18 protein-coding genes are annotated in these 21,888 nt (G+C 40.7%); 5 read left to right on the forward strand and 13 right to left on the reverse strand.

The features are described from left to right. Positions 1-9 precede the first annotated feature (9 nt). The 8 genes from ACXZ1K_RS13915 to ACXZ1K_RS13950 form a co-directional block, all read right to left on the reverse strand. On the reverse strand, positions 10-2,571 hold the full coding sequence (locus ACXZ1K_RS13915; RefSeq protein ID WP_458970274.1) for a DUF5686 and carboxypeptidase-like regulatory domain-containing protein: 2,562 nt from the start codon (positions 2,569-2,571) through the stop codon (positions 10-12). Between the two features lie 130 nt (positions 2,572-2,701). After that, positions 2,702-3,385, reverse strand: coding sequence for a pseudouridine synthase (locus ACXZ1K_RS13920; protein WP_458970275.1), 684 nt, complete (start codon positions 3,383-3,385; stop codon positions 2,702-2,704). 12 nt (positions 3,386-3,397) lie between these two features. After that, the gene (locus ACXZ1K_RS13925) at positions 3,398-5,344 is read right to left on the reverse strand and encodes a beta-galactosidase trimerization domain-containing protein (protein ID WP_458970276.1); all 1,947 of its coding nucleotides are present in this window, start codon (positions 5,342-5,344) and stop codon (positions 3,398-3,400) included. Continuing rightward, complete coding sequence (locus tag ACXZ1K_RS13930) at positions 5,341-7,212, reverse strand: M1 family metallopeptidase (RefSeq protein ID WP_458970277.1); 1,872 nt, start codon at positions 7,210-7,212, stop codon at positions 5,341-5,343. The genes ACXZ1K_RS13925 and ACXZ1K_RS13930 overlap by 4 nt, the downstream gene beginning before the upstream one ends. Positions 7,213-7,299: 87 nt before the next feature. Next, entirely contained in the window at positions 7,300-7,797 is a 498-nt protein-coding gene (locus ACXZ1K_RS13935; RefSeq protein ID WP_458970278.1) for a DUF6265 family protein, read from the reverse strand. A gap of 47 nt (positions 7,798-7,844) precedes the next feature. Then, on the reverse strand, positions 7,845-8,849 hold the full coding sequence (locus tag ACXZ1K_RS13940; RefSeq protein ID WP_458970279.1) for a beta-propeller domain-containing protein: 1,005 nt from the start codon (positions 8,847-8,849) through the stop codon (positions 7,845-7,847). An 8-nt stretch (positions 8,850-8,857) separates the two neighbouring features. Further along, the gene (locus tag ACXZ1K_RS13945) at positions 8,858-10,027 is read right to left on the reverse strand and encodes a PQQ-dependent sugar dehydrogenase (RefSeq protein ID WP_458970280.1); all 1,170 of its coding nucleotides are present in this window, start codon (positions 10,025-10,027) and stop codon (positions 8,858-8,860) included. Between the two features lie 118 nt (positions 10,028-10,145). Further along, complete coding sequence (locus ACXZ1K_RS13950; RefSeq protein WP_458970281.1) at positions 10,146-12,911, reverse strand: glycoside hydrolase family 2 protein; 2,766 nt, start codon at positions 12,909-12,911, stop codon at positions 10,146-10,148. A gap of 152 nt (positions 12,912-13,063) precedes the next feature. On the opposite strand from ACXZ1K_RS13950, the gene ACXZ1K_RS13955 reads away from it, so the two are divergent. The 3 genes from ACXZ1K_RS13955 to ACXZ1K_RS13965 are packed head-to-tail and all read left to right on the forward strand — an operon-like array spanning position 13,064 to position 14,808. Next, positions 13,064-14,083: a LacI family DNA-binding transcriptional regulator gene (locus tag ACXZ1K_RS13955; RefSeq protein WP_458970282.1), complete on the forward strand. Its 1,020-nt coding sequence runs from the start codon at positions 13,064-13,066 to the stop codon at positions 14,081-14,083. Positions 14,084-14,140: 57 nt separating this feature from the next. Further along, the gene (locus ACXZ1K_RS13960) at positions 14,141-14,320 is read left to right on the forward strand and encodes a hypothetical protein (RefSeq protein ID WP_458970283.1); all 180 of its coding nucleotides are present in this window, start codon (positions 14,141-14,143) and stop codon (positions 14,318-14,320) included. 5 nt (positions 14,321-14,325) lie between these two features. Further along, a complete protein-coding gene (locus ACXZ1K_RS13965; protein ID WP_458970284.1) occupies positions 14,326-14,808 on the forward strand; it encodes a hypothetical protein in 483 nt (160 codons plus the stop codon). A gap of 47 nt (positions 14,809-14,855) precedes the next feature. On the opposite strand, the gene ACXZ1K_RS13970 is transcribed toward ACXZ1K_RS13965, so the two are convergent. The 3 genes from ACXZ1K_RS13970 to ACXZ1K_RS13980 form a co-directional block, all read right to left on the reverse strand. Next, positions 14,856-15,452: a 3-keto-disaccharide hydrolase gene (locus ACXZ1K_RS13970; protein WP_458970285.1), complete on the reverse strand. Its 597-nt coding sequence runs from the start codon at positions 15,450-15,452 to the stop codon at positions 14,856-14,858. A gap of 71 nt (positions 15,453-15,523) precedes the next feature. Continuing rightward, positions 15,524-17,704 (reverse strand): GH92 family glycosyl hydrolase, encoded by a 2,181-nt coding sequence (locus tag ACXZ1K_RS13975; protein ID WP_458970286.1) that lies wholly within the window; start codon positions 17,702-17,704, stop codon positions 15,524-15,526. 176 nt (positions 17,705-17,880) lie between these two features. Continuing rightward, positions 17,881-18,420: a pyridoxamine 5'-phosphate oxidase family protein gene (locus ACXZ1K_RS13980; protein ID WP_458970287.1), complete on the reverse strand. Its 540-nt coding sequence runs from the start codon at positions 18,418-18,420 to the stop codon at positions 17,881-17,883. Between the two features lie 142 nt (positions 18,421-18,562). Between ACXZ1K_RS13980 and ACXZ1K_RS13985 the strand changes: the two genes are divergently transcribed. Further along, positions 18,563-18,931, forward strand: a complete 369-nt coding sequence (locus tag ACXZ1K_RS13985) for a response regulator transcription factor (RefSeq protein WP_458970288.1) — start codon at positions 18,563-18,565, stop codon at positions 18,929-18,931. Positions 18,932-18,979: 48 nt separating this feature from the next. Beyond that, a complete protein-coding gene (locus tag ACXZ1K_RS13990) occupies positions 18,980-20,023 on the forward strand; it encodes a phosphotransferase enzyme family protein (protein ID WP_458970289.1) in 1,044 nt (347 codons plus the stop codon). On the opposite strand, the gene ACXZ1K_RS13995 is transcribed toward ACXZ1K_RS13990, so the two are convergent. Together ACXZ1K_RS13995 and ACXZ1K_RS14000 are read right to left on the reverse strand one after the other, a co-directional pair. Next, entirely contained in the window at positions 20,020-21,369 is a 1,350-nt protein-coding gene (locus ACXZ1K_RS13995; protein ID WP_458970290.1) for a Gfo/Idh/MocA family protein, read from the reverse strand. The two genes, ACXZ1K_RS13990 and ACXZ1K_RS13995, sit on opposite strands and share 4 nt — an antisense overlap. Positions 21,370-21,455: 86 nt before the next feature. Beyond that, the gene (locus tag ACXZ1K_RS14000) at positions 21,456-21,824 is read right to left on the reverse strand and encodes a phage holin family protein (protein WP_458970291.1); all 369 of its coding nucleotides are present in this window, start codon (positions 21,822-21,824) and stop codon (positions 21,456-21,458) included. Positions 21,825-21,888 lie beyond the last annotated feature (64 nt).

The raw sequence follows: 21,888 nt of genomic DNA on the forward strand, positions 1-21,888 counted from the left end.
ATATAAACACTAAAAGTCGAATTTCACCCTGGCTCTTACACCCCACTCAGAAACATGTGGATTATTTAGGTAAGTAAACCTTTTAACCATGTCTACACGCAGTATTTTAAAGATATTTCCAACACCCACGCTGCCCTCAATGTACGGACCGCCATTTAAAGAATTGGTGATCGGCACACCACTGTCGTTCCTCACAAACTGCATTGCTGAACTGTTTAGTGCAGGGTTATTTTCATCCCTCAAACCACCATAAAGCGCTTTGAACGACATCACCTCGCGTAGCTTCAACTTACTAAGCAATGGAACTTTATTGAAAAAGAAGCCATTAAAATTCTGATCTATGTTGATGCTGGCGTACCTGTCACTCACAAACTCTAAAAAGTTCATCAAGTTATAAGAATTCAACTGGTAAGCATAAGTTTGGTTAGCCCTGTGTATATCCAACAAAGGAAAAGGCACTTTACCAACAATATAAGATCCCTCTAAAGTCACATCAGTATAACCCAACTGCGATAAATACAAACGCTTATCAATACTTGCCAGGAAATTATGGTAGTTATACTCACCACCGGCAATACCTTTTATACCAGCAGTATACCTAAAGTTATACGTTGGATACTTGTCAATAATTGGAGTACGATAAACCTTACCCTGGTAAAACTTCTCATGCGGCGCATACCTGAAAGAAACCGTTACTTCCGATGTGCTGATGCTGTTGTTCTTGTTAAAAGGCGTGTTATTCAAACCATTAAAATAAAGAGATCCTGCCGGAGTCTGATCCCACTTACGCAAACCTACACTGTATGAGAAATGATTCTCAAATTCCTTCATGTAGTCAACACGATAAAAGTCGTTGTACAGCATCATGTTGTTTTCTCCTCTTTTAAAAGACAACAAGAAATTGTCTTCCTGCACAAATTGCAATTCCTGACCAGGTATTTTGGTATCTCTCTGGAAACTTGCCCGTACATAACTCTGCGGAAAAGCATAGATCGATTTATTATTTAATGAATAGGTGGCGCTTAAAAAGTACTTCCATTTCTGGTCAGTAAATCCATAAGCACCATAGGTTTCAAAATAATAGCGCTTGCTCAATGCTGGGGTTGTCCTGCCACCTAATCTCAGCCTAAAACCTTCTATATTATTAAAGCTGTAAAAAGTGTTAACCGGACCAACCTCAAACGGGCCAAAGTCCTTGTAACCGGCAAACAGTATCGTCACCGCATCTAAAGTTCTTTTGAAAGATGGAATACTTTGCAGTGTATCCAAATTAGAGTATACACGTGCATTAACCGCATTCAGTGTTTCAGGGCGGTTTGTTATCCAATACTGTTCAGATTTCTTCATCGCATCGGCAGCAAATACAAGCGGTGTAGTACCGGTGTATACAGAATCTGCCTGGCGCTCATTTATTCTATAATCCTTAAAATTAATCGTACGTTCACCAGTAAAACCAGCACCGCTATTCTTGCTAATCCCAAAGTCTACAATCAAATTACTTTTGCTTAGGTGATAACGTTTATCAGTGCTCTGCTCAAAATCAAGCTTAGCCTCCAAAGCCCTAACAAAATTCAGGTTAATGTTTTTATTAACAGAAAGATAAGCATTCTGCACCGCATAATTACCATCAAGCGTTACGTACAGTTTACCTTCAAATAGTAAATCCGCTTTAGTCCTCGGCGTAAAAGAAAGCTCAACCAACTGCGTATTATTTTGCGTCTTGATGGTATCAGTAACAAAGTATTTGTAATAGTTAGGTGCATTATCTGCAATCGGACTTAACAACTGGTTACTCACCACAGAAATATTGTTATCGTAAATATCAATGTCCTGATACATCCTTTCAAAATAGGTGCTCAAGCCTTTATTATCTATAAAACGCTCGTCAAAATTTACCTGTTTATCCGCAAGCACAACCGTCTTCATCTTCTCAGGATTCTTCCTGTAAAAGTTGTCAGATAGCTTTTCCTGCTGGAAAACCGGCAATACATTCTTACCACCTATTTTAGTAGAGTCCTGTTCCTGGAAAAGAAACTGGTAGTTGCGGAAAATACGACGGTTCTTAAACTTATCAGACAGGTTACTCATCGAGAACAACATGCGCTCATATTTCTTATAAGCAACATAATCATAAGCCTCAACCCTGTTTTTCGCTTTATTATCAATTACTTTTCTAATCAGCGCAACTGCAGGATTTTCTTTATTGCTATACTTGGGTTTCTTTCCGGCATTAATTACCACCTCGTCCATTTGCATGGCTTCGCTTTGGAGTTTAACGTCCAAAATCTGGTTCTGCCCGGCCTGAAAAACCTTGGTGACCGTTTTGTAACCAACATAGCTAAACTTAAGTTCTGTATAGGCACCGCTAAACGCGATTTTATATTTACCGTCTAGATCTGTTTTGCCACCCTGACCGCTGCCCGTAATCATAAAGGAAACGTAAGGAAGTGTTTCTTTGGTAACCGCATCGGTAACAGTGCCAGACAAAACGGTTTGCTGAGCAAACAAAGGAGAAACAAATAGGAAAGAAAGTACTAGAGAGAGAAAAGTTAATTTTATATATGATTTCATTCGTACTGCGATTTTGGGGGTATTCGTTATTAAACGCAGCAAAGTTAATACTCAACTTTTGAATTTTGTAGTTAAAAAGTCAGGTTGAAGGGTAAAGACTGATGTTATGACAAACAAATGAAAATCAAGCCTAAATATCCCAGCCCATTAGCTCAAACATGCGCTTAAACTCATCCTGTATACCAGCCTTTATTAATATGTCAGCTCCGTTTACCGGATGTTTAAATGACAGTTCAGAGGCATGAAGCAGCATGGTCGTCATCTCCCATTGCTCCAGAAAAAACTTGTTCTGCTTATTACAGCCATGTTTCCTGTCGCCAATAATTGGGTAAAATATATGAGCAAAATGTTTACGCAGCTGGTGCATCCTTCCAGTGGTCGGCGTAGCCTCCACCAGAGAATACCTGGATGTGGCATGCTTGCCAAAGGGAACATCCAATTCTGCTCTTTTTAGGGTTACAAAGGCAGTAAATGCTTCTTGTATCGTGCCGTTTTCTTTGGCTAGTGGATAATCAATATCCAGGCTGTCTGGAGCGTGACCTCTTAAAATTGCGAGGTATTTCTTTTTAACCTCAGCATTTTGAAATTGCTGCTGCATCGCAATCTCCACTTCTTTTTCAAAAGCAAACAACAGCAAGCCGCCTGTTTTCCGGTCAATCCGATGAACCGGACTCACATGCCTGCCCACCTGGTCCCTCAATAGTTGTAACGCAAATTCTTTGGCATCTGTCGCAATGGAAGAACGGTGCACCAGCAATCCATGGGGTTTATTTATCGCGATCAGATGTTCATCCTGATATACAATTTCAAGCATGGCGCAAAGGTACTAAACCCCCGCCCATTTCAAAACCAAGGTCTCTTCGGCAGTAACCAATACCGAACCTCTCTGCGCAAAAGAAGCAATATCAACTCCGCCGCGTGAAGAAAACAATGCACCAATCAATCTAAAACCAGACGCTTCCATTTCCAATCTAACATCTGCACCAGATTTATTTACCAAAATCGTAATAAAACTGTCCGCATTTTTCAAAACCTTCATCAACATGCCAGGTCGTCTTTGCGCAAACCTAATCGGCAAGCCCTCCAGCACATCAAACAATTCAGCGCTTAGTAATTTGCATAAACCAGAATAATAAGTGATCCGGCCACCCAAACCCACTAAAGCGGGCATCCATAACACAGAACCAGCTCCATAGTTGTTCCGGCAAGCCAACACCTCATCCTTATTACGGGCCACAGCAACAGCCGTATCCAATTTTAAAATCCCCTTCCACAAATGCGCGTCTATACTTAATAACGGATCTGTAAAACCGACGGTAAACACATTATCTACCATCTTATATTCCTTTATCACTGCCCCAAAACACTCCCTCAATGGAAAATCTTTGCCTTGTATTAAATAAGCGTTCTCATCGTAATAGGCAGTCAACCCGTCAACAATGAGCTTTCCACCTTTATAAACAAACTCTCCCAACAACTTCCAATACCTGGAAGGAATACTGACCTGATGGGCAAGCACAATCGCCTTACCTTTATAACTCTCTAAAGTAAAGTCATATTCACGGATCTCCTTAAAAGCGGCATGCACACCCATTTCAGATAAAGCCTCAAAATATGCGAGCGCAGATTTCATCGCACCACCTATAGACCTGCCTTCAAAAGAAGCGCCTTTAATTTGTAGCAATTTTTCAATCCAAAGTGATTCGCGCGTGTACAACACACTAATCCCCGAATCAAAAACCTGAGCATTGTCAAACAATGGTTCATCTAAAGAGATAGCCTTACCCACCGAAGCAGCCATCAACAACCTGTCGGTCGGTTGATCCAGGAAGTCCAGCATCGCCCATTCACCCGCTTCGAACCCTGATCTCCTGGGATTTAAACACCAAAACATGCCGCCTTTACTGCCGGAACCAATATTGATCCACAACCACTGGGCAATCTCTGCAGGAGTCGGACAAAGCGGTGTCTTACCGCTATAAGTATTGTTTCCACCCTGCAATTCAGTCATAAACCATTCTAGTTCGCCGGCGCCAGAGCGTAAAATCTCGGCATTGGCAGACATCCCCACCGCATACTGTTCCCTATTAAAATAATCAAAATGCCAGCTTGCATGTGCAGAGCCACCCAGACTCGTTAAAAACTTCCTCCAGGCCGTAAAATCATATTCTGCAACATGCTTAAAAATATCATGATTGTTTACATGGATTGGCCTAACCGAATCATACTTTCTGATCTCCTCTGTCAACCACCTCAAAAACCAAGTGTTGTAATGCAATAAAAAGCGCTCTTCAGAAAGCTCAAATGTTGTAAACCCATTGCTGGAATAATCCGGAGCATTTAAATTCGCCTTCCATAAATCGAATTGTTTGGCCGACAACTCATCTTTAGGCACCGCACCTAAACCCGGTTCATTTATCGGCACCCAGCCATATAATGAAGTAAAGCCACTAAAGTGCTCCACTAAATGTTTAATATAATTCGCTACTGAGGCTAGGTGTTCATCATCCCTGCAAAACTTAAAGCCTCCCACATCATCAAAACTGGTCTCCGGGAACAAGTTCGCATAAATCATCACCCCATGTTTCTCGGCCGATTTAAAGGCCAGATCAAACAAGCTAAAATCCCAAACATCGTCCCTATGCATGTAGCTTTCAAACATTCTAATGCGTGTAAGCCCCATACCCATGCGGTTCATCGTCTCAAACCAGCCGTCAATTTCCGCTTCGGTTTGTCCGGGTTCTATGAAAATCTCAGCGCCTATATAGATCATTTCAACAGTTTATCAAGATAGGCATAGGTCATAGGATGATAGTTGGGCCTAGCCAATTTGTAGATCTCCAAAGCCTTCTTCCTACCTTCTTTAGTTTTTAGCAATTCCTTATAAAGCGGTATAATGTGCCACATCCTGCCGTTCTCGATCAAATATTCTCGTATGCGCTTATCCGCAACGCCGTAATTATTTTTAATGGCCATGGTATACCAGATCAACTGGATATCCGTATTGTTCGATGCGGTAAAATTGAACGTGAGGTCTAAATAATCCATCTGATCAAACGTCAACTTCTCAGGTAACCTGCTTAAAAAGTAGCGTTTCTCATTGGTGGTCACCACGTTCTCCCGCAATATATTCGGGTTATACATCGGGTTATTCTTCCAAACCCTAATCATCGCATTGATCTCGTTAAATTTACCGCCGTCTTTCCAAAGTTCCTTGCCATAAGCGATATTGGCTGGAATACCCGGACCATAAACCCAATCTTTCACCATGATTTTTTTTTCCAGTTCCACATTGCCCTTAATCAGGCTTTTATTCAAATAATCCACAAATGTCTCTGTAGTTACCGATGTAAAAGCATGTCCGTCAAACCATCCCCTCAAGAATTTATCAAACACTGACCTGCCAACTGCCTGTTCAATCGTGCGTAAAAAGAAATAACCCTTTTCATAGGCGATATCATTAGTCGCATCATCTGGGTTTCTTCCCTTGTAATCAGTCTTCAAATAGGTATCCTTTGCATTGCCGCGCATGTCAGTCACCGCCGCAGAAAGCGCCTGTCTGGCAAATTCCTCCTGCATTTCAGCTTCCGTTTTACCATACAATTCCTCATCAATCCGGCGCTCAAAATAATTGGTAAAGCCTTCATTAAGCCAGAAATCATTCCAGGTAGCATTGGTAACCAGGTTACCACTCCAGCTATGTGCCAATTCGTGACAAATAATGCTTACTAAAGATCTGTCTCCCGCAATAATAGTCGGGGTAATAAAGTTCAAATTGGGGTTTTCCATACCACCAAAAGGGAAACTAGGCGGTAAAATCAATAGATCATACCTTCCCCAGCGGTAAGGACCATACAATTTTTCAGCAGCGGTAACCATCTTACCCATATCAGCAAACTCGTAAGTCGCTTTATCTAATACAGAAGGCTCAGCATATATACCGGTCCTACTATCCACACTTTTAAAGGCAATATCACCAACAGCTAATGCGAGAAGATACGACGGAATGGGATGCGTTTGCTTAAAATCATACACACCAGTAGCATTCTTCCCCTGCGGATTCTCGGCGCTCATCAAAGCCAGCAATTCTTTTGGAACCGTAACATGCGCACTGTACGTAAAACGAATACCCGGACTATCCTGACAAGGGATCCAGCTCCTCGCGGCAATACTTTCAGATTGTGTAAATAAATAAGGATGCTTTTTACCAGCAGTTTGTTGTGGATTAAGCCATTGCAATGCCGCCGCTCCTTTGTTAGTCGAATAATAAATGTTAACAATCTGCGTATTGTCATCAATTGCCACCCTTAGCGGACTGCCCAGTATTTTATCAGCACTACCCAGCTTAAACGATGTTTCCTTTTCGTCCTTACCTAACGTGACCTTGGTAATGTTTAACAGATTATCATCAAAAATAATCTCTTCAACTTTAGCTTTATTGTCAATTTGCCATATGGCTTTGCCGGATATCTGCTCCTTTTCAAAATCAACATTAATATCCAGATCGAGATGCTTTACGACTGCGTGATTGGGTTCCGCATAAGAATGGGGATCAGCAAGCTGCACAACCCTTTTATCTTTGTCTTTACAAGCAGTAAAAGCCAGCACCGCTAGCATTACCATCAATTTACGTTTTAGCATGCGCTAAAATAAAAAGAAATACCTTATGATTGCGCTACAAATCCCTTACTAAATAAGCTTCGTTGATGCAACTCGCCAAAGCATATTTTACTTAACCTTGTTAAATACAAAGAGATCTTTATATACCCACTTGCCATTTTCTTCTGTGCCTCTGGCAATTACAAATTGAGTTGGGGAACGCTTCTCGTAAAGGATCCTTAAGCCTCCACCCTCTTTTTGGAAAATGGCTTTGTCTTTAGCTGCTTCCAAAAACAAGTATCTGTCTTGTTTATCTTTTTCTTCCTGACCAATTAATCCAGGTTTGAAATGCTTTACCATGGAGACTAAGCCATTTTCAGTTTGCTCATAGGCTAATATTTCGTATAAATCGGCATTGGTGCCGTGCATCATCCGCATAAAGCCCAACATGTTCTCGCCGGATGGAGGCATCCAAAAACCTTCAATGGTCTGCCCGTCGGGCATGGTAGCTTTCCAGTTGCCCTGGATAAAACTAACATCAGCAATACTACCTTTGGATTGCGCAGCTAGCTTCGTGGAGAGGCCAATAACCATCAGAAATAAAAGTAAAGTGCAGGTATGTTTCATAAAACTTAAGAATTTGGTTTCTTAAATATAAGAATTACCTGCAAATACTATTTAATATTACCAAAATGAACCTTCTCCGTAATTCCATTTGGATCATTGAGCAATTGGAAGGTAGTTGAAGGGCCAAGGTTAACCGGCAGTTTCCATTCGCGCAGTGCCCACACGATTTCCCTATTTGGCGTGACTTCAACTGCTTGTACAGGCTCATTATCGGTTTGCACTTTACCATCCCATTGGTTAAACCAGTTATTAATTAAAGTATTGCCATTTGGCAGGCGCATGGCGATTTGAGGATTCGTCAGTTTGTAATCTTTTACATTGTCTAACAGGTATCCCCAAACTACTTCTCCATTCCTGTTAAGCTCCTTAACAAAACGTTGATTACTGGCAACCAGTAAATTACCAGATGGCAACTGATGCGCAGACCATACGCTTGGTACATCTATTGACAATAGGATCTTTCCATCCAGATCGTACTCATTAACCTTTCCCAAATCCATGTGCGCAATAAGTAAAGTACCTTCTTTGGTTAAACGGGCATGACGGATTTGTCCATGGGTACCGCTCTTGAAAGGAATTGCAAATTCTTTAATTACTTTATTGGTTTTGATGTTCATCACAAAAACCTTTGCAGGGTTGCCATTTTGAACAAAAACAACGTGTTCATTACCGATTGGCTGTGCGGTATGGGTTTCAAAACCATCCGGCGCATCGTATTTCCAAAGTACCTTTTTATCTTTGTTGATCAGCGTTACGCCAAACTGGTGCGCAAAAAGGATATTTCCATTCTTAAGCAACACGGCATCACTAATCTCTCCCTTGCCAACGGTATCAATGTAAGACCAGGTGATTTTCCCATCCTTAATGATATACATATTGCGGGCTTTTGACTCACCTGCATAAAAGAAATCAAATTGCTTCAAACCTTTGCCTGGAAGATTTTTTGGGGCATTTGGAGAAGTTTGGGCAAATGATGGAATTGATAAACCAGCGAGAATAATTAGTAATGGGCATTGGTTTTTAAGTCTGGCAAGAGTAGCTCTGAGTTTCATAATGATAATTATTTAGTGATTTTAAATAATCCACCTTCTGAGTTACCCGGACCAGTGTCTGGATTGGTTACCATATAGATCTCGCCGGCAGGGTCTTCTCCAAACCCGGTAACTTTTAGCCCTTCTGGAATGTTAGACAAAGTGATCTTACCCCTTTGCCAAGCCGTGCCTACCTTTTGAAGGTACCACATCGGGCCTGTCCAGTCGGCAAAAACATATTTTCCTTTCAATAAAGAAATGGTTTTCCCATTGTATACATAACCACCCGTTACAGAAACACCTTCGCGATGCGGGTATTCTAAGATCGGCATAATGATGCCTTTAACGTCACAGCCGGTAGCAGGGTTATAGCAATGCGTTCCTTCGGTTATACGCCAGCCGTGGTTACCACCCTTTTTTACAATGTTTACCTCTTCCCATAGATCCTGACCCACTTCGCCAGCAAATAGTTGCCCTGACAGTTTATCGAAAGAAAAACGGTACGGGTTGCGGAAACCGTAGGCAAAAATCTCTGGTTTGATGTTTGGCTGACCAACGAATGGATTATCTGCCGGAACCTTGTAAGGTTCTGAAGTATTGATGTCAACGCGCAGGATCTTACCTAGCCATGTGCTCATGTTTTGTCCGTTGCCGGCTTCACCATGCTTATCACCCTGACCACCGCCATCTCCGTAAGAGATGTACAGGTAACCGTCTTTTCCAAACTGTACGCAGCCACCGTTGTGATTGCCTTCAGGTTCATTTAAAGAAAGAATTAACTTTTCGGTAGCCAGATCTACAAGACCCGAAGCATCAACTGTAAACTCTGATACTACGCCTTTATGATCAAAACCAGGAGACGGTGCGCTATAATACACGTAAAACTTTTTGTTGGTTTTAAATTGAGGATGCAGGGCGATGCCCAGCAATCCGCGTTCTTCATAACCTTTGTTAAGTCTTGGAAGTTTGCTGCTCAAATCAAGCACGGCTATTTCGCTAAGTTTCCCATTTTTTATCGAGCGTACCTTTCCCGTTTGCTCGGTTACCCAAATCTCTCCGGGGGCAGGGAAGGCAACTGCTGTTGGAGCTAACAGTCCACCTGTAATCTTTTGAACCTTTAGGGTTATCAGAGGTGGCTCTGCGGCAAAGGTGCTTGGCATCAGGGTGGCAAGGCTAAGCGTTAAAAATAATTTTTTCATGATGTATTTTTTTGTGTTGTTAAGGTCTGTTTTGTTTATTCTACTGATGATGATCATTTATTTTATTTATCAGCAATGCGCCAGGTTCTGCTTTTATTACTTGATTGTACAACCAACATTACTTTCCAAAATCAAACCATAGGGTTCCTGTAATTGGTGTACTTAGTCTAACTTTCTGGCTTTGTGGCCCCATTTGCTTTGCCGCTTGAAACTTGGTACCAATGGCGCTAATGTTTTGTAAAAAGCCAATGCTGCCCTCTGGAAAAGGCGGCTCAACATTATTGTTATCCAGTGCTGCCTTTTCCCTTGCTGGTTTAAGCATTTGGAAATAGGTATTCGGGTTCTCTGAATAAACTGTAAATGGTGATTCTTTGGTTTCTATGGTGACCCAGTTGATTTCTGAATGGTAGCCTTTGAACTCTGGATAAATCCAGGTTTCACCAGTGATGGTATTATTATAATCTTTATGGAATACGCCGAACTGCTGTCCACGTAACCTGTTTTGCCAAACGCGATAAGGGCCTCTGCCCAGCCATTTCATACCAGTAATTTTTTCTTCAGGATAATTGAAGGAAATACCGGTAAAATCAGCCTCTCCTTGTTGTGAATACACATATGCTAAAGTAACAGGCAAACCAGGCGAGATGACCCACATTACTCCCAAGTTACCGTCGCCTTCATAATCCGCTTCGATCATAATTTTATCGCCTCCAACAGAATGTTTAAAACTTTTAAGACTGGTTTTCACACCGGCCAGCACTGGCCCTCCTGACAAAGAAATAGTACCACTTTTTTTAACTACTTTTTGGATATAACCTGTTGATTGATCAAAATAATAACTGATTCCATCGCATTTAACAATAAGCGTTTGCCCTTCTTCTGTTACCACAGGTGCTGCAGCATTTTTATCCTCAGGCAATGCATTCAGTATTTTCTTTGTCAGTACAGCCGCAGAGGTAAGCTCCCAACTCCAGGTAAAGATCTCTTTTTTATCTGGCCCATAAGCGGTTAAGTATAATGCCTCATTTGCTTTCCAGGTTGCAGGCAAAGCCAGATCAAGAAATCCTTTTTCACCAGGTTTTAGGTTTGGTGCAACTACTGAGCCTGTAGCTTTTACGATTGCTGCAGTACTTTTCGACGTTGCTAAAGGGAAATCCACCAGCTTCCACTTAAAAGTACACTGGTTTAAATTGGTGAAGGAATACCTATTCTCCACCGGTATTTTACCATTGAAGGTTTTATCGACAGGTTGCGGGTTGATGTAAACGGGCGACCAGATCTCTTTTATCGTAAAAAAGCTGCCTTCCTTCTCTCTGTGCGGACCAACAATCCCGTCAGGAGCATGATTTCCATCAGTATCATAGCTATTATTTTTATCTGTCCGGATAACAGCTTCATCAGAAAATGCCCAGATGAAACCACCTGCGCCATGTGGATGCTTTTGCATTTCCGACCAGAAGTCGTCCAAACCTGCACCTGCACCGCCATCGTATAGGCCGTGCATAAATTCCGTGGAGAAAAATACCTCCTGCCCAGTTGCTACGGTTTTAACAATACCATTGTAGTCTGGATAATGTTTTGTATCAGTACCATTAAACTTTTCCCATGGATGAATCACAGTACGTTTTTGAGGATCATACAAACCATAATCGTTATCCAGCTCTCTGTTGAAGCCACCTTCGTTACCGTTATCCCAAAAGATGATCGATGGATGATTTACATCTCTTACTACCAACTCTTTAACCAATTTGCGACCAACCTCAGTATCGTAATAGGCCTGCCAACCGGTTAGCTCATCCAAAACATAAAGACCTAATGAATCACAAACCTCCAAAAAATCCTGATCTGGCGGATAATGCGACATCCGTACCGCGTTCATATTCATTTCTTTCATCAGGTTAACGTCCAGTAATTGAACGGTATGACTCAATGTTCTTCCGGTTTCAGGCCAGAAACTATGCCTATCGCAACCCTTTAATATAATCCTGCTTCCGTTAACGTACAAACCATCGTTGATATGAAGATCCACTGTACGGAAACCGAACTTTTGCTTGGCGCGATGTAATACCTGCTGTTTGCTTTTAATGCTCACCACCACTTGGTAGCGATTAGGGAATTCTGCACTCCAAAGTGCAGGTTTTACAAAACCAGCTTTTAGGGTAGTATGGTCTGCAGTTGCATCTGCCTTAACGGCAAATGGTTTACCTACGTTTTGCCCGTTTAGCTTTTGCACTTGCGCTTCAATCGTTTCGTTGCCTTTTAAATTTAAGGTAAAGACATCCATTTCAAAAGAACCATCTGCTTTTGCATTGATGGCCATCCTATCTACGAATACCGCTGGTACAATCTCCAGGTACACTGGTCTGAATATACCGCCAAATACCCAAAAATCACTCTTGCGCTCTGCCCGGTTTATAGAAGCATTTGCCGATGTTTTATCTACCGTAACTTCTAATAAATTCTTGCCTGAAGGTTTGATCAGGCTGGTAATGTCATATTTGAAACGGTAAAAACTACCTTGATGGATTGGTCCGGCCAGTTGACCATTGATCATCACCTTTGTATCTGTCATTGAACCTTCAAATACAATGTAGACCTTTTTGCCTTTCCAGTTTTCGGTTAGAAATTCATGTTTATATTGTCCTTGCTCGTTGGCCTTGTTGTTATCGTGACCATAATTATAGGCTCCAAAGCCTTGAAGTTCCCAATTAGAGGGAACAGGTATCTTAGTCCATTCCCCACTTTTTCTTCCGGAACTGCAATAAAAATCCCATAACACTGTATGATCTTTGTCTGTACCTGAAAGGTATTTCACTACTGTACCCTGTGAGAAGGCATTTAGGCAAAAAACTAAAAGCAATAGCTGGAGGAAAATTCGTTTCATAAGGTTTAACTGGATTAGGATTTGGCGGTTCAATAAGGAACAAGATTAATTAGTAGCGGCGTACAAAAAAAATATAGCTATGATTAAAACTACGCAATCGTTACCGAAAATAAGCCATTTGTAATAACTATCGAATTTAGTTATAATTGTCTATGTACCGAGCCGCCACCATCAAACAAATAGCTGAGGCACTTTCCGTTTCCATATCAACGGTGTCCAGAGCTTTGAGCGACAGTCACGAAGTTAGTGAGGAAACAAAGAGGATAGTTCGCGAATACGCTAAGAAAATCAACTACCACTCCAACCCTATTGCAGTAAGTTTAAAAAAAGGAAGAAGCAATTCTATAGGCGTATTGCTATCTGATGTAGCCAGCAGCTTTTTCTCTCAGGTGATCAATGGCGTTGAATCAATTGCCTATGAGAAGGGTTACCATGTTATTATTACGCAAAGTCATGATGCGTACGACAGGGAAGTTACCAATATGGGTCACCTGGCCAGCCGTTCTGTTGATGGGATCTTGGTATCTATGTCTTCTCAAACGACAGATTACAAACACATCACCAGTCTGCATGAACGGGGTTTGCCCATTGTATTTTTCGACAGAATATTGGAGGAGATTGAAACATTTAAAGTTACGACGGATAACTTTAAATCGGCTTTTGAAGCAACAGAATTATTGATTTCGAAGGGTTACCGGAATATTGGCCATTTGACCAACGCACCCCAATTATCAATTACAATAGAGCGATTGGAAGGATATAAAGCCGCCCTGATAAAACATCAAATTCCATTTAATGAGCAACTGGTTAAATATTGTAACCATGGTGGTAGAAATCCTGAGGAGATTGAAACGGTAATTAGCGAATTATTAGATCCCAAGCTGAAAGCAGATGCCTTGCTGATCACCAGCGACCGGATAAGTACTTCCGCGCTGCGTGAGCTTAAACGTTTAGGCAAAGCCGATCAATTGACGATTATTGGGTTTTCTAACTCGGATGTAATTGATTTGTTATCGCCGGGTATTTCATTTATCCGCCAACGCGCCTTTGAAATGGGGCAAATTGCCGCAGGGATGTTGATTAAATTGATTGAAAGCAAATATCCGGTGTACGAATTTGAAACCAGACTACTGGAAGGAGAATTGCACTGGAAAGGAAAAGAGAAAGTTTAACTTTTTAATTAATTACATTCGTAATGTATATACCTTTCTTCTCAAAATGGAAGTAATATGAAAAAAGAGCCAAAGAACATAGTTAAAGAACCATCCGAATCCTATATCAATAATTTAACCGATGAGGAGCGTCTTAGAAGAGATGTTTTTCGTTCTGATATGGATAAGCTTAGACTTTTTACCGAGATGCTTCGTACAAATAAAATTCTAAAAAAAGCGGTAATAACCCATAAATAGTTAATATGGATGTCTCTGACGAAGCACTGATAAAATTTTGGGCATCTTTAAATAGCCATAATGTAAAATACATAATGGTTGGAGGGTTTGCAACCAGATTTCACGGTTTTAACAGAAACACAGACGATCTCGACATTTGGTTGTATGATACTCTGGAAAATAGGCGAAATTTTAGGGCCGCTTTTAAGCAGCTTGGATACGGTGATTTCGCGACGTTCGAAACAATGGAATTCGTACCTGGCTGGACCAGTTTCCATATTGACCAAGGCATCGAGCTTGATATCATGACAACGATGAAAGGTTTAGAAAATCTATCTTTTTTAGACTGCCTCGAACTTGCATCAATCGCAAACCTAGAAGGTGTTGAAGTTCCTTTTTTACACATTAATCAACTGATAATGAACAAAAAAGCAGTTGACCGCCCTAAAGATCAAATTGATGTACTTGAATTGGAGAGAATAAGAGCACTTAGAAATAAAAATATTTGAACATAAATATTATGTATCAGCGTTTACGCAGGTACAGCTATTGTGAGCTAAAACTCTTCGATTTTTACTTTGCGGTAGAATACTTCTGCACCTTCAGATTGCAGCAGGATTCTACCGCTTGTTAGCGTTAGGTATTCTCCTTCGTTTACCAAAGTTCCATTTACAAAAAACTTAAAGCGGCCTTTCTTAAAAATTACTTCAACGGTATTCCATTCGCCATGCGTACGTTCAGCATCTCTAATTTTAGCCATGTGCGAATAGTCTTTCGGTTCCATTTGAATTCCATCAACAAAGGCTGTTACGCTGTCGACTAACCATAAATCGCCTACATCACCTTCTTGTATCTGGCATTCTGCGCATCGTGGCCAGATTTTGTTGGTCGACAAGTCTACACTAAAGCATACTCCTGCATCACGCTTATCTTTTTCTCTAGGGGGGAACTTCTTTTCTCCCCATTTAAATTCAAGGGACAAATGAAAATCGCCGTAAGTTTTATTGGTAACGATGTAACCGAAATCTTGCCCGCTAACGTGAATTGCTTCATCTTTTACCGTAAATACATTTTGAAGGTCTTTATTTACGCCCTGACTTTTCAGGTATTTACTCCATCCCTCTAAATTTTTGCCATTAAATATGGGATGCATGTTGGGAGTTTGGGCATTTGCAAGAAAGCAAGGAAACAAACAAAATATTAAGATTAGGTTTTTCATAGTAGTTATTTTGTAACGATATCTATAGTGCCACCATTTTTAAATAGGTCGTGAGACACAAAGTAACCTTTATTCTCTTTACCATTTACCTTAATTGAAGTTATTGCCCTGCCCTTTCCAGGTTTGGTAATGGTAATGGTCTTGCCCGTACTGGTTTTCCATTTTACTTCATCAAATAATGGTGCGGTTACCAGGTATTCAGGATCTGTTGCAGAAAATGTGTACAAGCCTAATGAACTGAACACGTACCAGGCCGACATCTCTCCTGCATCATCCATACCGGAAAGGGCCAGGCCTTCCGGACCAATTCCATAAAGGTTATTTAAGATGTTATCGAGTATTTTTTGGGTCTTTTCTGGTTTGCCTATAAAGGTATAGGCAAAAGGTGCTTCGTGGTCTGGCTGGTTGCCCTGACAGTATTGGCCGATCATAGTTTCAACATTCCGTGCGATATATTTGGGATTCCACGGCAGGGTAAACAAAGAGTCTAGTTTGGATTCAAAACCCTTCGGACCGCCATATAATTTGATCAAACCTGGCATATCATGGGGAGCAAAAAATGATACCTGCCAAGCATTGGCTTCCCGGTACATGTACTCATAATAAGGATATTGAGGATTGAAAGGTTTAATCCAGTCGCCGTTCTCCAATCTCCCTCTCATAAATCTGGTAGATGGATCAAACATATTCCTATAGTTTTGAGACCTGGCCATCAATATGCGGTAATTTGCAGTATCGCCAAGTTTCTTAGCAATTTGAGCAAGAGAATAATCGTCGTACGAGTATTCCAATGTTTTAGACACCCCTGCCCTTGCTTTGGTTTCTACATGAGGATTGGCAATATCAGGATCAGATATAAAGCCTTTTTTGATGTATTCATCTACAAACGGTCTCGCGCCGGGTGTTACATTCGCATTTTTCAGTAAGATTTCATAGGTACCTTTGATGTCGAAATTATCAATACCCCTCAGGTATGCTCCTGCTATATAAGACGCTCCATGATCTCCATGGAAAAATGTAGGGATAAAACCAGTTTTATCACCCACGTCTTTCATTGATTTAATGACATCTAGGGTAACATTTGGCGTGATTAATCCTAACAGGACATCTTTATTCCGATAGGTATCCCAAAGCGAAGGCTCTGTATAGTAGTTGAAATCTGCTTTTACTACGTTCCTTTTCGCATCTGTAAATTCTCCGTTCACATCACTTCTTAACGCAGGCCATAAAAATGAACGGTAAAGGCAAGAATAAAGCATACCTTTTTGTTTAGCAGTACCGCCTTTTACCTGTATGGAAGAGAGGAGATTTTCCCAGGTTTGGTTAGCTGCTGCACGGATGTCTTCAAAGGTTTTACTACCAATCTCGGTTTCGAGATTGAGTTTAGCATTTTCTACACTAACAAACGAGATTCCTATTTTTACTTCAACAGGGTTGCTGCCGCTGTTTGATAAATGCAACATGGCATAACCATCTTTCGAGCCTTCATCATTGATTTCCAGCTGTTCTACTGGCGTATTGAGGATGGCATAGAAATAAATCTTACCACCCGCTTGCTGATAACCCTTTACTACGTTTGGTCCTTCTTGTTCTATTTTCCAGCCATTTACCCGGTTATTGGCTTTTGCCAGATCAAACAGAATTTGTCTGTCTGCAGGATTTCTAAATTCATATTTGTGATAACCGCATCTCAATGTTGAAGTTAGACTAACATTTACCTGATAATCATCCAGATAAACCTGATAAAATCCTGGAGAAGCACTTTCTTTTTTATGGGAGAAACGGGAACCAAATCTACTGCCTTTGTTTAATACTGGCGCAGCTCCCGCCAAAGCCGAAACCGGTAAAAGTGGAATGTTACACAGGTTCCAGTGACCTTTATTGGTATGGGTAAAACCTAAAATTGCATTATCTTCATATTCATAACCTGCGCCAGAGCCATATTCAGTCATAGGACTTAACTGAACCATTGCGTTGGGCAACGAGCTTCCCGGAAAGGTTAAACCTGCCCATGAACGCCAATCCTTCGGAAGTTCGTAGCCCAAAATTTTCGGATCTGTAAGCGGGTAAGTGCCAACAAAAGTGTTCACATATTGTGTATAACCTTTATTGATTTGCGATTTTACATTGGGTGCAATAAGCAGCAACAGTAATGCTACAAGAAGTGCTTTAGTTTGTTTATTCATTTTCAGGTTATTGGTGTGGTTCCTCAAATATATAAAATCTTCGGTTTTAGGTTATTGAAATAGCTCAGGTTATTTCCTATTAAATAAAAAAGCTTTAAGAGTTATCTAGATGAATTAGATAAACCTTAAAGCTTTTTATATTCGCTGTAGATTTAAGCGAACGTATGTTGACTTGGTTATACGTTTTGAATTTTTCCCTCTATAGAATCGTCAAGTGTTTTACCAATTGCAGCCCCTACCAGCATTTTAACCCCAGCCACAAAATTGCCATGTTTATTATCCCAATAGTATCCATCAGACGGTGTGATTTTGACTAAGGCTATTCTTGGATCATCTTCTCCTTCGGTAAACCAAGTTTTCATTAAAGGACTCCACAGCTCTTTAACTTTTGCTTTATCGTCTACTAGCTCTGCATCTGCAGTGAAATACAGGAAATCCGAATGCTTTGAAGCCTGGAAGTATAATTTAACCCTTGAATCAAGGCCGATCTCCTCATGAGTGTGGCTGTCGTTTGCAATGACAATCCATAAATTCCCCTCATCGTCTACTTGTTGAATACTCATTGGTCGTACGCCATTGGATGGTCCCGTTGCGGCCTCAGTGCAAAAAAAACAAGTATCTGTTTGCGAAATGATTTCCTTAATCTTTTCCAGGGCTTCTGTACTTACTAAGTTTTCCCTGTTATGCTCCGGTTGATTTTTGTTAATGCTATCCATAAGTTTAGGTGTTTGTTATTTTATCTTTTCTTAACAGTCTGGTGTAAAAAAAGTTCTGCAAATTATGTCTATTCTCGGCACAGCCTTTGTTAGTTATTAGCTGTTAAGCAATTAACAATTCATCTACCTATGAATTACTATTATGGAAAAGAAAAGCATCTACATTGTAGAGGATAATAAGGATATTGGATTTATACTCCAATATTTTTTGAACGACGAGGGATTTGACGTAGAACTGTTCGAGACAGTTGCTTCATTTCATTCCAGGTTACAGAGCAAAGCACCAGATTTATTTTTACTGGACGTAATGCTTCCTGATGGAGACGGTCTAGAGATATGCTCTGAAATTAAACATCATGATTCATTGAAACAAAAACCCGTACTAATCATGTCGGCCCATTTGCCTTCAGAATTTGTAAAGAGAGAATCCTGTGCGGATAGTTTTATTGCTAAACCATTTGATCTTTTTGTAATATTGAACAGAGTTAATCAGCTATTGCCTGCGGCTTAGTTTTTAACCTGCTAATTTTTTTACAGAAATATACTGATATTTAGCTTGATGCTACAGAATATCTTAGAACATTACAACATTAACGGTGCCAATTGTCAAATCCAGGCATTTGGCAGCGGACTGATTAATCACACCTGGAAAGTTACCGTCGAAAATAAGGTTTATATCTTACAGCGTATCAATACTACGGTCTTTAAAACGCCAGAAAACATTGATTATAACCTTAGCAAACTAAAAGCATTTTTTCAACTTGAGCATCCCTCCTATCTGTTTGCCGGGCCATTGGAAACCGATACAGGTAAAACAATGGTTCAGGCTGATGACGAATACTACCGCCTGCAGCCATTTATAATGGGCTCTCATACAGTAGATGCTGTTCAATCGCCATTGGAGGCATATGAAGCAGCTAAACAATTTGGTAAGTTTAGTAGATTGCTAAATGACTTTGATGCTGCAAGTTTAACTCACACCCTACCAGACTTCCACAATCTAACCCTTCGCGTTGCGCAATTTAAAGAGGCTTTGGCAAATGCAGATGACGAGCTGAAAGCGACTGCTGCATCAGAAATTGTATGGGCCGAGCAATATATGGATATCGCTGAGCAATTTGAGAAACTCGTAAAAGACAAAACCATTCCTTTAAGGGTGATACATCACGACACCAAAATAAGCAATATATTATTTAATGATAACCATAAAGGTCTGTGCGTTATCGATTTAGATACTGTAATGCCAGGTTACTTTATTAGTGATGTGGGTGACATGATGCGCACATACCTTTGTGCAGCAACTGAAGAGGAACAAGACTTGTCAAAAATTGTAATTCGGGAAGCAGTATTCAAGGAGATATATCGCGGCTACATGGAGGAAATGGGAACTACACTTGGGGCTGCAGAAAAATCACTGTTTGCCTATAGCGGCAAGTTCATGATCTTTATGCAGGCTCTGAGATTTTTAACAGATTTCCTAAACGGCGATACCTATTATCCTACAAAATATGAGGGACATAATCTTAAACGCAGTCGCAACCAGCTGACATTGCTAAATCAATACATCGCATTTGAGAAAGATTTCCTAAGAAATAACGACTAAAATCCGCTGTCGTCCAATGCAAAAGTGTTCTTCCTGTCTTTCCATTTTCCTTTAGTAAAATCAGGAAACTTCTGAGGCATATTGCCTTCTTTTAACGACTTGGTGGAAAGTGGGGTGATTACACTCATGGTCACAGAATCATACACATCTATTGGAGTTTGCTTTTTCTCCTTGACAGCCTGTACAAAGCCATTAAATACAAACCAATCCATGCCCCCGTGTCCGGCGCTCACCGCCTCAGCTGCATGTTTTTTCCAAAGCGGATGGTCATACTTGTCCAGCCACGACTGTGCCGAGTCCCATACGTCGTCCGTTTTAGCTTGTTTCTCTATATAAATAGATTTATTCACATCCATCCATATTCCATTGGTTCCTTGCACGCGAAAGCCTAATGAATATGGTCTGGGTAAGTGGGTATCGTGACTTAACATAACAGTCTCTCCGTTGGCGCAGTTGATCAACGTAGTGGTGACATCACCATTTCTGAAATTGATCTTAGCTGTCGGGTTGCCGGGAGATAATTCCTCAACATAAGCGGCTAACCCTCTGGCTTTAGAACTGAAAGAGACCAGGTTGGTAAAACGGTTACCTCTATTGATATTTGCATACTGCATGATAGGACCTACTCCATGTGTTGGATAAAGATCACCATCCTGATCGATGTTAAACTGAGTTCTCCATTGCGCTTCACTCAGCGCTTTAGGTCCAAATTCAACACCTTGACCGTAAAAAGATTTACCATCATTAAACAACACGCCCCGCAGGTTGTGCTGATATCCACCCTCGAAATGTACCAGTTCACCAAAAAGATTTTGTCTGACCATATTGAGCACTGCCATGACATCCCTTCGGTAGCACACATTTTCAAGGGTCATGTAAGGTATCCCAGTTTTTTCCGAAGTATTTACGATATCCCAATGATCCTCTACCGTTAAACCTGCAATAACTTCACATCCTACATATTTACCTGCATTCATGGCATAGATTGCCTGATCTTTGTGAAATTGCCATGGGGTAGAGATAATTACAGCATCAATATCTTTTCTATCAAGAAGCTTTTTATAGGCATCCAGACCACCCGTATATTCTACCGCTGCCGGCTTCCCCTTTTTAGCAATAAATTCCCTGCATATTTTTAACGAGCTTTCCTGAATATCGCAAATGGCAACAACCTCAACATCTTCCCTTAAAGTACCTTCAGAAATATGGCTCATACCTCTGGCACCAACACCGATATATCCTAAACGAATTTTGTCTTTTGCTGATGCAAACAGGCTACCGCCTGGTAAGATGGAGAATCCGGCCGTGGCCACAGCGCTGTTTTTGAGGAAATTTCTGCGTTCCATAAGTCTTCAAGTTGTGTCTAAGTGTCAATGGTTATTGTTGATTATCCAATAATACCGATTTACACAAAGAATTACAACAAAAAACCTTAGACTTCCAGATCTTCATAATGTTTTTTCAAATATCTCCTAATGGCGAAATTAGCCACCCATTTTTCCATGTATTTGGTCTTAGTCATAAAGACAACAATAGCCATAAGTAGAAAAAACAAAGCTGCAATACCAAAACCGGTAATATAACTGTGCCATAATGCGGAGAAATAAAAGGCCAGCGTAACTGCTGCAGAAATGAAAGCAATAATGATAAAGAAAATGACGGTGGTATTGGTAATGACGTCAGCAATCAACCGGGCGCCCTTTTCTATAACTTTTAGCTGATAGTATTCAATTTTTAGGTTTAGGAAAACTTTGGCTTCTTCCCAAACTTCTTTGATTGTTTTAGTAGACTTATTTTGCATAACAATAATTAAGGCGAATAATACGTCTATAACTGTTCGCCTTAACTATTGTTTCTATAAATCG

This window comes from Pedobacter jaeyakensis (assembly GCF_054461315.1).

Bases quoted from the DNA above. Each gene is read 5' to 3' on its own strand.
- ACXZ1K_RS13955 (WP_458970282.1), top strand. From the start codon at position 13,064: ATGTACCGAGCCGCCACCATCAAACAAATAGCTGAGGCACTTTCCGTT.
- ACXZ1K_RS13915 (WP_458970274.1), bottom strand. From the start codon at position 2,571: ATGAAATCATATATAAAATTAACTTTTCTCTCTCTAGTACTTTCTTTC.
- ACXZ1K_RS13995 (WP_458970290.1), bottom strand. From the start codon at position 21,369: ATGGAACGCAGAAATTTCCTCAAAAACAGCGCTGTGGCCACGGCCGGA.
- ACXZ1K_RS13970 (WP_458970285.1), bottom strand. From the start codon at position 15,452: ATGCATCCCATATTTAATGGCAAAAATTTAGAGGGATGGAGTAAATAC.
- ACXZ1K_RS13960 (WP_458970283.1), top strand. From the start codon at position 14,141: ATGAAAAAAGAGCCAAAGAACATAGTTAAAGAACCATCCGAATCCTAT.
- ACXZ1K_RS13985 (WP_458970288.1), top strand. From the start codon at position 18,563: ATGGAAAAGAAAAGCATCTACATTGTAGAGGATAATAAGGATATTGGA.
- ACXZ1K_RS13950 (WP_458970281.1), bottom strand. From the start codon at position 12,911: ATGAAACGAATTTTCCTCCAGCTATTGCTTTTAGTTTTTTGCCTAAAT.
- ACXZ1K_RS13925 (WP_458970276.1), bottom strand. From the start codon at position 5,344: ATGATCTATATAGGCGCTGAGATTTTCATAGAACCCGGACAAACCGAA.
- ACXZ1K_RS13965 (WP_458970284.1), top strand. From the start codon at position 14,326: ATGGATGTCTCTGACGAAGCACTGATAAAATTTTGGGCATCTTTAAAT.
- ACXZ1K_RS13975 (WP_458970286.1), bottom strand. From the start codon at position 17,704: ATGAATAAACAAACTAAAGCACTTCTTGTAGCATTACTGTTGCTGCTT.
- ACXZ1K_RS13940 (WP_458970279.1), bottom strand. From the start codon at position 8,849: ATGAAACTCAGAGCTACTCTTGCCAGACTTAAAAACCAATGCCCATTA.
- ACXZ1K_RS13980 (WP_458970287.1), bottom strand. From the start codon at position 18,420: ATGGATAGCATTAACAAAAATCAACCGGAGCATAACAGGGAAAACTTA.
- ACXZ1K_RS13945 (WP_458970280.1), bottom strand. From the start codon at position 10,027: ATGAAAAAATTATTTTTAACGCTTAGCCTTGCCACCCTGATGCCAAGC.
- ACXZ1K_RS13930 (WP_458970277.1), bottom strand. From the start codon at position 7,212: ATGCTAAAACGTAAATTGATGGTAATGCTAGCGGTGCTGGCTTTTACT.
- ACXZ1K_RS14000 (WP_458970291.1), bottom strand. From the start codon at position 21,824: ATGCAAAATAAGTCTACTAAAACAATCAAAGAAGTTTGGGAAGAAGCC.
- ACXZ1K_RS13990 (WP_458970289.1), top strand. From the start codon at position 18,980: ATGCTACAGAATATCTTAGAACATTACAACATTAACGGTGCCAATTGT.
- ACXZ1K_RS13935 (WP_458970278.1), bottom strand. From the start codon at position 7,797: ATGAAACATACCTGCACTTTACTTTTATTTCTGATGGTTATTGGCCTC.
- ACXZ1K_RS13920 (WP_458970275.1), bottom strand. From the start codon at position 3,385: ATGCTTGAAATTGTATATCAGGATGAACATCTGATCGCGATAAATAAA.